General features: G+C 41.1%; 16 protein-coding genes. 9 read left to right on the forward strand and 7 right to left on the reverse strand.

Features of this window, described 5'->3' with window-relative positions; all coding sequences use genetic code 11:
* Positions 1–274 precede the first annotated feature (274 nt).
* The 3 genes from ABEQ24_RS11475 to ABEQ24_RS11485 all read right to left on the reverse strand — a co-directional run bounded on the left by ABEQ24_RS11475 (position 275) and on the right by ABEQ24_RS11485 (position 3,206).
* The gene (locus ABEQ24_RS11475; RefSeq protein WP_430006926.1) at positions 275–1,141 is read right to left on the reverse strand and encodes a Cof-type HAD-IIB family hydrolase; all 867 of its coding nucleotides are present in this window, start codon (positions 1,139–1,141) and stop codon (positions 275–277) included.
* 474 nt (positions 1,142–1,615) lie between these two features.
* Positions 1,616–1,969: a YlbF family regulator gene (locus ABEQ24_RS11480; protein ID WP_430006927.1), complete on the reverse strand. Its 354-nt coding sequence runs from the start codon at positions 1,967–1,969 to the stop codon at positions 1,616–1,618.
* 94 nt (positions 1,970–2,063) lie between these two features.
* Positions 2,064–3,206, reverse strand: a complete 1,143-nt coding sequence (locus ABEQ24_RS11485; RefSeq protein ID WP_430006928.1) for a DUF445 domain-containing protein — start codon at positions 3,204–3,206, stop codon at positions 2,064–2,066.
* A 113-nt stretch (positions 3,207–3,319) separates the two neighbouring features.
* Between ABEQ24_RS11485 and ABEQ24_RS11490 the strand changes: the two genes are divergently transcribed.
* The 7 genes from ABEQ24_RS11490 to ABEQ24_RS11520 all read left to right on the forward strand — a co-directional run bounded on the left by ABEQ24_RS11490 (position 3,320) and on the right by ABEQ24_RS11520 (position 9,799).
* Positions 3,320–4,693: a YheC/YheD family protein gene (locus tag ABEQ24_RS11490; RefSeq protein ID WP_430006929.1), complete on the forward strand. Its 1,374-nt coding sequence runs from the start codon at positions 3,320–3,322 to the stop codon at positions 4,691–4,693.
* A 29-nt stretch (positions 4,694–4,722) separates the two neighbouring features.
* Complete coding sequence (locus ABEQ24_RS11495; protein WP_430006930.1) at positions 4,723–6,084, forward strand: YheC/YheD family protein; 1,362 nt, start codon at positions 4,723–4,725, stop codon at positions 6,082–6,084.
* The gene (locus ABEQ24_RS11500) at positions 6,081–7,127 is read left to right on the forward strand and encodes a YheC/YheD family protein (protein ID WP_430006931.1); all 1,047 of its coding nucleotides are present in this window, start codon (positions 6,081–6,083) and stop codon (positions 7,125–7,127) included. Before ABEQ24_RS11495 ends, ABEQ24_RS11500 begins: the two co-directional genes overlap by 4 nt.
* Positions 7,128–7,163: 36 nt before the next feature.
* A complete protein-coding gene (locus tag ABEQ24_RS11505; RefSeq protein ID WP_430006932.1) occupies positions 7,164–7,376 on the forward strand; it encodes a YheE family protein in 213 nt (70 codons plus the stop codon).
* Between the two features lie 51 nt (positions 7,377–7,427).
* Entirely contained in the window at positions 7,428–7,616 is a 189-nt protein-coding gene (locus ABEQ24_RS11510; protein WP_430006933.1) for a hypothetical protein, read from the forward strand.
* Between the two features lie 59 nt (positions 7,617–7,675).
* A complete protein-coding gene (locus ABEQ24_RS11515) occupies positions 7,676–8,560 on the forward strand; it encodes a PucR family transcriptional regulator (RefSeq protein WP_430006934.1) in 885 nt (294 codons plus the stop codon).
* Between the two features lie 126 nt (positions 8,561–8,686).
* Entirely contained in the window at positions 8,687–9,799 is a 1,113-nt protein-coding gene (locus ABEQ24_RS11520; protein ID WP_070879368.1) for an ABC transporter ATP-binding protein, read from the forward strand.
* 66 nt (positions 9,800–9,865) lie between these two features.
* Here ABEQ24_RS11520 and ABEQ24_RS11525 read toward each other — a convergent pair whose 3' ends face one another.
* On the reverse strand, positions 9,866–10,114 hold the full coding sequence (locus ABEQ24_RS11525) for a hypothetical protein (RefSeq protein ID WP_430006935.1): 249 nt from the start codon (positions 10,112–10,114) through the stop codon (positions 9,866–9,868).
* Positions 10,115–10,383: 269 nt separating this feature from the next.
* On the opposite strand from ABEQ24_RS11525, the gene ABEQ24_RS11530 reads away from it, so the two are divergent.
* Complete coding sequence (locus ABEQ24_RS11530; protein ID WP_430006936.1) at positions 10,384–10,590, forward strand: small, acid-soluble spore protein, alpha/beta type; 207 nt, start codon at positions 10,384–10,386, stop codon at positions 10,588–10,590.
* Between the two features lie 144 nt (positions 10,591–10,734).
* Complete coding sequence (locus ABEQ24_RS11535) at positions 10,735–10,884, forward strand: hypothetical protein (RefSeq protein ID WP_430006937.1); 150 nt, start codon at positions 10,735–10,737, stop codon at positions 10,882–10,884.
* Positions 10,885–10,934: 50 nt separating this feature from the next.
* Here the strand turns inward: ABEQ24_RS11535 and ABEQ24_RS11540 are convergent, their stop codons facing one another.
* From ABEQ24_RS11540 to ABEQ24_RS11550, 3 genes are read right to left on the reverse strand one after another with little or no spacing between them, the layout of a single operon-like run.
* Positions 10,935–11,672 carry an amino acid ABC transporter ATP-binding protein gene (locus tag ABEQ24_RS11540; RefSeq protein WP_430006938.1) on the reverse strand — a complete coding sequence of 246 codons (738 nt, stop codon included), beginning with the start codon at positions 11,670–11,672 and terminating at the stop codon, positions 10,935–10,937.
* A 15-nt stretch (positions 11,673–11,687) separates the two neighbouring features.
* Positions 11,688–12,389, reverse strand: a complete 702-nt coding sequence (locus ABEQ24_RS11545; RefSeq protein ID WP_430006939.1) for an amino acid ABC transporter permease — start codon at positions 12,387–12,389, stop codon at positions 11,688–11,690.
* On the reverse strand, positions 12,376–13,191 hold the full coding sequence (locus ABEQ24_RS11550) for an amino acid ABC transporter substrate-binding protein (RefSeq protein WP_430006940.1): 816 nt from the start codon (positions 13,189–13,191) through the stop codon (positions 12,376–12,378). The genes ABEQ24_RS11545 and ABEQ24_RS11550 overlap by 14 nt, the downstream gene beginning before the upstream one ends.
* Between the last annotated feature and the right edge of the window lie 172 nt (positions 13,192–13,363).

Genomic DNA, 13,363 nt, shown 5'->3' on the forward strand with positions numbered 1-13,363 from the left:
CGATTTGTGGAATCATAGCAGGGCTTTGTTTCCTCCTTTCACTCCACCTCAGCGATTTGTGGAATCATAGGGGACTTTGTTTCCTCCTTTCACTCCACCTCAGCGATTTGTGGAATCATAGCATGGCTTTGTTTCCTCCTTTCACTCCACCTCAGCGATTTGTGGAATCATACCAGTTCTTCGATTTCCTAAAACAACAAAAAAACGGCTACCAAATTGTAAACCAATCTAGTACCCGTTTTATTCTGTATTTTGCTGCTTGAATGACCCTCTTTTATCGTTCAACCTTCAGCTTATCCAGGAACTCAATGCGATGCTGCTTTCTGAAGTGTTCTTTTACCATATAAGAAACACCCTGGTCATCGTTATTTCTTGTAATCCAGTCAGCGGCTTTTTTCACATGATTAGGGGCGTTCCCCATCGCTACTCCAAGTCCGGCCATTTCAATCATTTCTTTGTCATCGTCACCATCTCCAATAGCGACCATTTCTTCAGGCAAAATATTTAAATGCTGGCCAAGCAGCCGTAAGCCGTTCTCCTTTGATACACCTTTTGCAGTGATTTCGAGCACTGTTGGGTTTTTGACCCTTATGGTAATGCCTTCGAACGCATCAGAGAGCACTTTTTCAACCTCTTGGCATTCATGCTCTTCTGAAAAGTACACTTCCATTTTTGGGGCTGAGAGCGGTTCATCTCTTAAGTTTTCACCAAGCGAATCGACAAACTGTACTGGATAAAACAACGGATCCGTTGGGCTTAATAATGTTTTCCCCACGATATTTGAGGATACTTTCTTACGGTTTCCAAGCGAAAAACGTTCATGCACGATCCGGACGTTGCAATCAAATGTTTCGAGCACCTGAACGAGGTTAAATGTTTTTTCCTCTGATATTCTGTTTTCATAGAAAGACCTGTCAACTTTATCGGAAATAAACGCACCGCTGTGCGTAATCAAAATATTGTTTATCATAAGCGCTTTTGCAAGTTTTTTGGCTGTCTGGAAATGCCTGCTTGTCACGAGAGTAACGTAGACTCCCTTTTTTTGAACATAATGGATCGCTTCCCTTGTAGAAGGTTGAAGCCGACCGTTGGAACGAAGCAATGTTCCGTCAATGTTTAACGCTAGTAGTCGGTAGATCACTGTGAATCCCCCTTCAGCTGATGTCTGATTTCTAATATGAGGATATGTCCTTTCATTCTGAAATAGAACGAAATGCACGGCAGCCTGTTTCCATGATTTTCGAAGCAAAACGAAAACAGCTCTGTGACCTGATCACAGAGCTGTTTTTATAATTGTAAAACCCCAGTATTTAACTTTCTCCCAACAAACGTGACGGTAAGCTGTTACCCGCAGCTTCCGGCGACTGAATGGTTCAGGCGATCATCCCCATAATCGCAGACCATAAAATAAGTGTAATAAAAACGCTTACATTTATTATTGCAAGTTATTTCAAATTTGACAAGGGGTTTCCTCAAAAAAATGAAAGCGTTTTATTATTTGATTTATTCTGAATTTATACGATAAATTTAAGCTATTCTAGCCGGAGACGTCAATTCCATGCCGCACAATCAATAAAAAAAACGGAGCAGTTCGTCCCCGCTCCGTTTTTCCTCCTTATTGCTGAAGACTGCCGTAAAGCTCTTCAAGCGGCTTCATGATGATTTTATTTAATTCTGCAATCGTCATGCTCATGCGCTGTTCAGCTTCCATCAGCTTTGAAATTTTATCGTGCTGCTGTACAAGTGCCACTGACTTCTGTGCCTGTTCGATTTCTTCCGGAGAAATTTCCTGGCCTGACATTTGCTTTTGCTGAAGGTTTAATTGAATATCTCTGAAGCTTTCAAACAAAGTGCGTGCTGAATCATCAGCGTTCACTTCATCATAAAGTCTCTTTAGTGTTTTGAAATCATCACTGTTTCTAATTGCTTTTTCTAGGTCGTATCCTAAATCATAAACATTCGCTGCCATAAGTATTCCTCCTAACATCTTTTCACGCTGTGCCTTATCAGCACCTTACAACTATAACAAACTATTCATCATATTTCATTTCGTGCCCATTTTTCTATCTGATCAGCATCACGACTATCGCCTGGAACCCTCCAATGATGCCTCCGAGCAATGCACCTAGGTAAGTAATCATGGTAAACTCTCTTCTCGAAATGCCAAGGACCATTTCTTCGAGCCTTGAGACAGAAAAAGATTGCACCTGCTCTTTGACAATCTCCTGAAGATGGAGCTGCTCTAGCATCTTTTCCATATGGTTTTCGAGGTATTGGATAGCAAGTGTTGCCATTTTCGGGATAAAGTCATCAGTAATCCATTCGGAATAAGGCCGCAGATACTCAGAAACAGGAGCATTGAGCCTGTCTTTGATTGCCATTTCTTTTAAAATTGCCTGCTTTGACAGTGACAGGAGTTCGTCAAGGCTGAATTTTTCTTCAAGTTCTCCAAGTTTAAGGTCTTCTATTCTCTTCCACTCTTTTTCAATTAATGAAGCGAGCATCCGTTTAGTTTCACTATTTCGAAGGAATTTCAGCACTTCTGGCTGCACCTTATCATACACGCTTGTATTTCCTAAAAACATTTGAAGCATTCCGCCGAGCATGCCTCTTTCTGCCAGAAAGTCATCAATCATACTTCTGAGGCGCTGCTTGCCCTCATCACTCTGAAAATAATCAATTCCCTTTTGAACAACAAATTCTGACGCTGCAGGCAGTGAGCGCTCTATTTTTTCGTGCAGGTGTACAGGCATTGCTTCTTTAACAGTCAGCACCCGATATTGCTCAACTTTCTCTTTCATCTTATGATCGATCAGGTCACTGAGCTTTGTTTCTATTTTCCCGTCCAAATTTTCGATCCCGATATCAGCAGCAAATGCTGTTACCGTTTTTTTACTGTTAATAAAATGGATCGCTTCATTGTTTACCCACGATGTAACGGTTTTATGAAAATCAGCATTTGCGAGCTTTCTTCGAATGCCGTCTGGCGTAAGCAAATGTCCGACGACCATTTTCCCCATTTGATCAGCAAGTTCCGCGCGCCGTTTTGGAATAAGGCCGGGTGTAAAGGGAATTTTCTTCCCGAATAAATACTTAGCATTATGCGGTTTGAAGAGCATCTTAATGGCAAGATGGTTTGTGATTCCGCCAATTACAGCTCCAATTGCAATCATAAACATAATTAATGTCAATCCAGTCATATCCATCTACCTTCCAAATCTCACCTATTCACTGATGTATTCATACGATGCTTATATCAGCGTCTGCCTATAAACATATTATAGTGCTTGTTAGAACAGTCAGCAAATGAGGGTTTCCTATGACTATAGAAAAAATAACTGTATCCCCCTGCCTTACCTCTTATGGCAGCAAAAATATCCGAATCAGTTATTCTTTGAGAGAAAAACTAAAATTGCCATTTTCAGCTGGCCTTGTAAAAGTAATGTGCGGAAGGAATAGTATTTTCGCAAAAATCGTATGTATTAATGAAGAACATACCCTTGTTTCTATTCACCAGGAACTGCTTAAAGATCTTTCGCTTCCTGCTTATCCGTTTACCATCAGTATAAAATATAATCCAGAGAAAAGATGGCTTGAGCTTGGTCCTGTTGTTGCTGTCTTAACCGAAATTGACCATGGTGAAAAGCCGGTTTCTCTTGGAAACATAGATTCTTTTTGCAGAGAGCTCGCTGCATGCAGCGCAGAAAAGGGGATTTTCTTTTATCTTTTTTCCCTGTCTGAATATCATCAAGAAAAGATGAAAGGCTATACACTCAATCAGAATGAATGGCAGGAATGTTCCGTTCCTCATCCTGGTGCTGTCCATAATCGCATTCACTCCCGGACCGTTGAACAGTCACAGGATTTTTTAACCATGACGGCAGATTTGATCCAGCATAAAGTTCCCTATTTTAATAACAGATTTCTAAATAAATGGGAAGTTCATCAGATTTTGAATGCAAATCCCCATCTCACCCCTTTCCTGCCGAAAACTGAACTGCTTTCATCAAAGACGGTTCTCGAAAGAATGGTACACCTGTATCCTGTTGTTTTCCTCAAGCCTATAAACGGCAGCCAGGGAAAGCGGATTTTTAAAATCTTTCGCACAGATGAAGGATATGAACTTGATTATTCTACTTTCTCAGGGCATTTGCTGCGGGATTATCTTTCCTTTGATGATCTTTTTCAAAGTCTTCTGCCCAGAATTAAGAAAGAAGCGTATATCGTACAAGAAGGAATCGAGCTGCTGACTTATGAGAAAAAGCCATTGGATTTCCGCATCCTGTGCCATAAAAGAAATGACTCGCAATGGAAAATTTCTTCCGGTGTCGCCCGGGTTTCAGCGGAAAATCAATTTGTAGCCAATTTAGCCCGCGGCGGCACACTGCACAAAATCAGAGAGGCTCTCTCTGCTTCTTTTGAGCTGTCAGAAGCTGCCCACATAAGCAAGCTGTTAAATGAACTTTCACTTGAGATTGCTGAGACATTGGGTAAATATGCAGGCGGGCTTTTCGCTGAATTCGGCATGGATCTGGCCGTCGATTCAGGAGGGCATCCATGGATTATTGAAGTTAACACAAAGCCTTCCAAACATGCAGGCGAGCGCAAATCACTGGCTGCAAGGCCATCAGCGCGCTCGATTATAGATTATTGTTTATTTTTGAGCGAATCAAATCTCGATGAAGCTCATTAAGCTTTATTAAACTATGCAGGAGGTGTTTTATGTATCCTTCTTACAGCATGACGGCAACATTCACTGAAACAAAAAAATTGATTCTTCCGGTTTCAGTCAGACATAAAACGAATGAGACTATCACCGAGGCTGTTTTTGGAACCGCAGCATCTCCATGCATTGTTGACTTTCAGGAGCTGAATGGTGCTATTAAGATATCAAAGGACTTAATGGATCAGCTTCATCTTCCTCTTGGAAAAACGCAATTGATTCTTCACCAGAATTCTGTCTACCTTGGACCGCTGATAGGTATATTTACTGCCGGATTTACCGGCTCCATTCTGCGTCCTATTGGTAATCGTTCGTTATTTTTCGCAAAATACTTAACAGCTCAAAAAGCTGCCGGATTGTTTGCCTATGTTTTTGGGGCTCATCTCATTGACTGGGAAACCGGCCTTGTAAATGGCTATACATTTGATGAGGATGGCTGGAGGCAAATGAAAATACCGCTGCCGAACGTTGTATACGACCGGCTGCCAAATCGGGAAATTGAGAATCATCATGCGATGAAAATGGTCAAAAAAAGGCTTAAAGCGGAGTATGGGATCCCATGGTTCAATCCTGGTTTTTTTGATAAATGGACGATTCACGAGCTCCTCATTCCCCACGCTGAAACTGCCGTGTATTTACCGGAAACGATGCTTGATCCCTCATACGAGCAAATCGAAACAATGCTCCACCGTCATAAAAGCGTGTATTTAAAGCCGCGAAACGGAAGTCTTGGACTAGGTGTTTTTCAATTAATTTATGAGTCCGATGAGCACATATACTACTGCAGATACCGTTCACAGGAAGATAATATTCTGCGCAAATATAAATCACTGGATCAATTTTTCAAGTTTTCATTTGGAAGCAGAAAGCTGAAAGATTACCTCCTCCAAGAGCGGATAAAGCTAATTCGGATTGATCAGCAGCAAGTCGACTTTCGTGTTCATACAAATAAGGATTCAATGGGCCAATTTCACGTTACCGCAATTGCCGCTAAAATTGCCGGCAAAGGCAGTGTTACAACACATGTAGATAATGGCGGCATTGTGAAAACACTTGAAGAGCTATTTAATCAGAAAAATGAACGCAATCAGGCTTTTCGTTCGCTCACTTCTGCCGCTCTCATCCTGAGTGAGAAGATTGACCAAAGCATTGAAGGCTTTATTGGGGAAATCGGCTTTGATTTGGGCATAGACACCTGCAGCAATGTGTGGCTGTTTGAGGCAAATTCAAAACCGGGCAGATCCATCTTTTCTCATCCTTCCCTTAAAGATGAAGACTTGCACTCAAGAAAGATGTCCCTTCAGTATGCATTATATTTATCGAAAAAAGCGATTGAAGAACCAGGGGTGCTTTACGAATGAGCATTCCCCGCCGCTTTCCAATCGTCGGCATCCTGACAGGAGAAGGAGGAGAGGGAAAAATCTTCCGCGGGGATGGCGCTTATTTTAAAAGCCTTCAGCGCAAAGTGAAAGCTGCGGGCGGTTTTTGCTATGTATTTACTTTAAACGGTGTCAGGGAAAAACATATTGAAGGATTTGCTTTCAGCAGAAAAAAACAGCAATGGGCTAAAATGGCTTGCCCGTATCCGAATGTGATCTACAATCGGATTGCTTCACGGGACGCAGAAAATTTGGAATCCTTTCTCTTGTTTAAAAAAGAAATGATTTCTGCCAAAATCCCCTTTTTTAATGCTTTCTTTTTTGATAAGTGGGATGTGCATCAAATCTTGTCTAAATCTTTGCTGTCCTATCTCCCGCCTGCAGAAAAAGTACATTCCATAGAGGATATTCACTCTTTTCTCTCAGCCTGTTCAGGTGCGTATTTGAAGCCATTACAGAGCAGTCAGGGCCAGGGAATTTACCGGATACGCCCAACAGAATATCATTTTGAGGTAACATCGCATGATGGTTCAGCTGAATTATGCGATAAAACGGTTTTTGCTGAAAAAAAATATCCTTTCTATGAGGGCTACCTCATTCAGGAAGAAATCATTTCAGATACCTATCAAAATAAAAAATATGACCTTCGGGTGCTCGCACTGTCAGGCAAAGAGGATTATCATATCATCGGCATTGGCGTACGTTCCGCTGCAAATCGCAAGACACTGACGACACATGTTTCAAACGGCGGATCGATTTTACCATTTGAATCTGTTTCAGAAAGAGTCAGCATGGAAGAGCTTGAAATGATTGTAAGCACTGCCGGCAGGGAGTTAGCCTCCCATTATGGCCAAATTGGAGAATTTTCAATGGATATAGGAGTAACGGAATCAGGTCCGGTCATTTACGAAGTAAACAGCAAGCCTATGCCCTTTGATGAGCCCCAAATTCAAACACGCCGCATTAATAAGCTTGCAGCATTATTTCATCAGCTGTCTGCAGGTAAATCTTCCCTTCGCCCTTAACTTCCTTTAAGATGAAATGATAAGGAGCGATGAATGATGATTACACATTTTCAATGGAAGCCTTTATTTAAACAATCAAATCTGCCTGGCTGGCATGTCTCTTTTTACTTTAAAGGAATTCATTACGATGCCATTTACCATAAAAATGGAGAAATTGAGTGGGGAACGTCCAAACCAGCAGCAGAGGACGCAGAGCAAATTCGTTCACGCATTCACGAGTTAATGCTGTTTCATGTTTATGACGGTTAATTTCCGCCTTTCCTTCGCAAAATAAAAGCATACTGCGAAGGAGGGTACACTTTGAAAAACGAACCATATGAGCAAAAAGATACGGAGTATGAGGGCAGAGATAAAGCCTATCTGGATATTGACCGAATGATCAACGAAGGATTATCAGGCGGTTCTGTGCATATGCGGGATAAGTACACGAATATTGAAGAAGCGCGCGACCTTGAACAAGAAGAACCTCCCGCTCAAAATGAGAGCTAGGCTATCGCCAGGCTCTCATTTTTTTATATAATAGAAAGGCAGGGAAAGGAGAAATCATGATGATTGATAAATTAGCATCCCATTACAAAGAAGCCTTCTCTCTTGCCTATTCGCATGAAAAAAAGGGCTACACATGGTACAAAACAGAAGATGGCCAAGTATTCGGCATCCAAAAAAAAGCCTTATCTGAACAGGAAGAAAGCCTGCTTTCGACTTTATATACATCTTATGATTCGGGCTATGGAGAACACAGTGAGCGTTCTGAAAAATGGCTGCACTATCTGTACGGTGAAAACAGCCCTCCATTCGTTCCGTCGGCAAACGGCATCAGATGCTATTACTTCTTCAGCAAGCAGCCGGTCTATGACAGACAGAGCTTTGAAGAAGCGATGCAGGGATCGATTCCAGCTTCAACTATACTCTGGATCAGCCGCCATAAAGGCATTATCTTTGAAGAACGTCCTGAACCGGTCACTGACAAGGAAAGCTTCGATCAATGGATTGATTCATTTACCAGCGATTTTTTCATCGAGCTGCACGTCTATATTGGCCAGCTTCATAAAATGTCGGTTGAATTAAAAACAAAAATTTTATCTGAGCAAGCAAGCTTTGAAGTGATTTACGATTCGTTCAGGATGAAAAAATGCGTAACATTTTCTGAGGCTCTGCCCGTGCTCTTCCTTAATGGAAGTGTCAGCGGACAGCTCATATCTGAATTACTGAGAGAATCTTCAGAGGACAGCGAGCTCGTGCAAACATTGAAGGTTTACTTTGAATGCAATCTGAACGTGTCCCTTACGGCGAAAAAATTGTACATGCACAGAAACAGTGTTCAATACCGGATTGACAAGTTTATTGAGAAAACAGGGCTCGATATCAAGCATTTTCACGAAGCAGCTGCTTTTTCTTTAATAATGAAATACTTGGAACAGCTTAAAGAATAAATCAGCTGTTCACTCTGCACGAAAACCCTTACATTTTTTTGTGCAACCTGTCCATAGGCTTATCTTCAGAAATGAATTAAACTGAATCTATAAATAAAACGTTTTCATTTCCTGAGGAGGATTCAAATGGCTGAGTTGAAATTAAACAATATTTATAAAATGTATGATAACAAAGTAACGGCAGTTGAAGATTTTAATCTGCACATTCAAGATAAAGAATTCATCGTTTTCGTCGGTCCATCCGGCTGCGGTAAATCAACAACTCTCCGCATGATCGCAGGTCTTGAAGAAATCTCTAAAGGTGACTTCTCAATTGACGGCAAACGCATGAATGATGTTGCGCCAAAAGACCGCGACATCGCGATGGTTTTCCAGAACTACGCACTTTATCCGCATATGTCTGTTTATGACAACATGGCATTTGGACTTAAGCTCCGCAAATTCCCTAAAGAAGAAATCGATCGCCGTGTGAAAGATGCTTCACGCATTTTGGGCCTTGATCAATATTTAGACCGCAAGCCTAAAGCATTGTCAGGCGGTCAGCGCCAGCGTGTTGCACTTGGACGTGCCATCGTTCGTGACGCAAAAGTATTCTTAATGGATGAGCCTTTATCAAACTTGGATGCTAAATTGCGTGTGCAAATGCGTGCTGAAATTTCTAAGCTTCATCACCGCCTGCAAACAACAACAATTTACGTAACTCATGACCAAACAGAAGCAATGACAATGGCAACACGTCTTGTTGTTATGAAAGACGGCATCATCCAGCAGGTCGGCGCTCCTAAAGAAGTATATGAAAAGCCAGAAAACCTTTTCGTTGGCGGGTTTATCGGTTCACCATCCATGAACTTCTTTACTGGCCAATTAACAGACGGCAAGTTCTCAATCGGAACTCAATCCATCGTTGTTCCTGAAGGCAAAATGAAATATCTTCGTGAGCAAGGCTATGTCGGCAAAGAATTAATTATGGGCGTGCGTCCTGAAGATATCCATGATGAGCCAGTGTTCATCGAATCTTCTCACGGATCAAAAGTAGATGCTAAAATCGAAGTATCTGAGCTTATGGGTGCTGAAACGATGCTCTACTCAAAAATCGACGGCCAGGACTTCATCGCACGTGTAGATTCACGCACTGATGTAAGACCAGACCAAATCATCCAGCTTGCTCTTGATATGAACAAAGCTCACTTCTTTGATAAAGAGACAGAAGTTCGTATTCGTCCGGCAAGTGAACAATAATAAACACCAAATCAGCCTGAGACTATCTCAGGCTGATTTTTTATTGCCCGCCTTCCCCGCACATTCTTACTCCTTAATGTGTTTTGCCTCTTCATGAAGACAATTGCTGCAAGAAAATAAATGAATGCACTGATGTGATTCAAGAGAATCCACAACCCCATCAAATAGCTTCATTGTGTCAATTTCCATATATGCGCTGTATTCATCTAGATAATCGGTTATTTTCCCATGATCCGTCATGCTGATTTTGCAATTCGGACAGGCTGCTGCTTCCATTTCATTGTTAAATCCATTACAAAGCGGACACATGTTCATTATTATCACCTGCTGCTGCATACTTGATTTCTCTTATATATTCCCTAACTCTCTTTCACTTTATGTAACACCTATATTTCCATAATAATTACCATTTTCGCATGTGCATATATTTTCCCCGAAAATACATAATACGTAATAACAACAGTTGAACAACCCGCTGCACTCACATGATGGGTTAGCCGAGCAGGCCATGAATCAATATGACTCATGCACTGGTGCAACTCCAGCTTACCCAAAAACTATATTATTTCAAGGAGTGTATTTACATGGCACAATCACGCAGCAATTCTTCAAATCAACTAGTTGTACCTGGTGCACAACAAGCAATCGATCAAATGAAGTACGAAATCGCTTCTGAGTTCGGAGTGAACTTAGGTGCAGAAACAACTGCTCGTGCTAACGGATCTGTTGGCGGAGAAATCACAAAACGTTTAGTTTCATATGCTCAATCAAACATGGGCGGAAAATTCTAATAAGACAACCAAATAACATGGCTTAAAGGGCCCTGGCATTCCGCCGGGGTCTTTTCCAGTTTTCACATTTCTAATCAGCCCTTAGTATCAAACAAGTTCCCATCTCCATATACATAAAGAAAACATCCAGAAGGAGAATGCTCCATGTTTGAGACAATTGATTGGAGAGCCGTTACGTTCATTTTCGCAAGCCTTGCACATGAAATGGTTGTTCACTTTAACATGCCCAGAGTGTATTATTTTGAACAGGAAAAAAAGCAGCTGCTGAATGGTAGTAAATCTTTAAAGCAGTAAAGTCCATTTGAAAAATCCCCATAAAAAAAGCAGGCTGCATAATTGCCCGCCTACTCTTCAAGTTTTCTAAGGAAACGTTTTGTCCGTTCTTCTTTTGGATGATCAAATACTTCAGCTGGTGCACCGCGTTCTACGATGACCCCATTATCCATGAAGATCACTTCATCTGCCACATCTTTTGCAAATCGCATTTCATGAGTGACGACAACCATTGTCATGCCTTCTGCGGCTAAACCTTTCATCACATTCAGTACATCGCCGATAAGTTCAGGATCAAGGGCTGAAGTAGGCTCATCAAACAGCATGACCTTCGGCTCCATCGCAAGTGCTCTTGCTATACCTACACGCTGCTGCTGCCCTCCTGAAAGCTGAAAAGGATAGAAGTTCATTTTATCCCCAAGGCCTACTTTTTCAAGAAGGGCACTTGCTTTTTTCACCGCTGTTTCTTTATTTTCCCTCTTCACGATCACCGGGCCTTCAATCACATTTTCAAGAGCTGTTTTATGGGGGAAGAGATTATAGCTTTGAAAAACCATGCCGGTATTGCCTCTAAACTCTGTAATTGTTTTTTTAGCCACATTCCCTGAGAAATCAAGTGTTTGCTGATCAAGCTTAATGATTCCCATTGTCGGTACTTCGAGCACATTCAGGCATCTTAGAAATGTTGTTTTTCCAGATCCGGATGGTCCGATCACAACAACTACTTTCCCCTTTTCTATCTCCAAATCAATTCCTTTTAGAACTTCTAATTCACCAAAGCTTTTATGCAATCCTTTTATTGAAATCATATGAGTGCTCCTTTACTACCTTGCAACATAACGGTCCAATTTTCCTTCAATGCGCTGCTGGATGACTGATAAAATAAAACAGATGATCCAATATAATAGACCAGCCAGAGAATACATCAATAGAAATTCATAGTTGGTTGAAGCAATTTCCTGAGCTTTTCTGAACATCTCTGTTACAAGAATTAATGAAGCAAGCGATGTATCCTTTACTAAACTGATAAAGGTGTTGGACAGCGGTGGTATTGATACACGCGTAGCCTGCGGCAAGATAATTCTTTTTAGCGTCTGTGAATAGCTCATTCCGATTGAATATCCTGCTTCCCATTGTCCCTTAGGCGTGGATAGTATAGCAGCTCTAATTATTTCTGATGCATATGCGCCTACATTCAGGGAGAAGCCAATGACTGCCGAAATAAACGGACTGATTGTAATACCGACACTTGGAAGGCCATAGAAAATAATAAATAATTGAACAAGTAAAGGAGTTCCTCTAATAATTGATACATAGATTCTTGCTATTATTTGAAATGGCTTTATCGTTGAAATTCGCGCCAAAGCAGTAAGAACTGCTAAAATCAGTCCAATGACAAAGGTAATCAGTGTTAATGGAAGAGTATAATACAAAGCTCCCTTCACCAAAGGGAGAAGGGAACTTTGTGCAATATCGGCCAAACGTTCTAACCGTTCAGGGTCTGCAAAAATATTATTCAGATACATCTTCGCCAAACCATTTCTCGGAGATTTCCTTGTACGTGCCGTCTTCTTTCATTTCTGCTAAAGCCTTATTTACTTCTTCCACTAATTTGCCGCTGTCTTTGCGGAACATTAAACCGCTTTGTGCAGCATCTTCACTCTCATCCACAATTTGTATTGGTGCGTTGCCGCGCTGATTTTGGAAATCAAGGACAGACAGTTTGTCATTGATCGTTGCATCTGCACGTTTAGAATTAATGAGATCGATTGCTTGAGTAAATCCTTCTACACCAACAAGTTCAGCACCGTTTTCTTTGGCAATTTCCCCGTAGTTGCTTGTTAAAGATTGTGCTGCTTTTTTCCCTTTTAAATCTTTAAATGATTGAATGTCTTTGTTGTCTTTATGTGTAACAAGTACAGCTGCAGATGAAATATATGGTTCAGAGAAATCATATTTTTCCGTACGTTCAGGCTTGATGCCGACCTGATTGGCAATCATATCAAAACGTTTAGCATCAAGACCGGCGAACATCGCATCCCACTGTGTTTCTTTAAACTCAGCCTTCACGCCTAGACGCTTTGCAACTTCTTCGGCGATTTCCACATCAAAACCGGTTAATTTATCTTTGTCATCATGGAATGTGAAAGGCGGATATGTACCTTCTGTTCCAATGACAAGCACGCCCTCTTCTTTTACTTTGTCAAACAGTTCAGCATCAGTTCCTGCCTGATCGCCTTCTTCCTTTTTATCTCCGCCTGTTCCGCAAGCAGACAAAATCAGTACAAACACTGATAAAAGTGCAAATAAACTAAAAAATCTTTTCATGTTCAAACCCCCACTAATCTTATCGGATTTTAATTAAGTACGTTAGAATATTACCTCCAAGACTGCTTTCTGTCAATTCATTTGTTTTATTTTTATTAGTGTAACCAGTTCAGTTCATAGTATGTTTTTCTCTTTTTCAGTAAATGAAGTAAAATAAAAGAAAACCGACAGG

Source organism: Metabacillus idriensis, from assembly GCF_050483325.1.
Lineage (GTDB): Bacteria > Bacillota > Bacilli > Bacillales > Bacillaceae > Bacillus_P > Bacillus_P idriensis_A.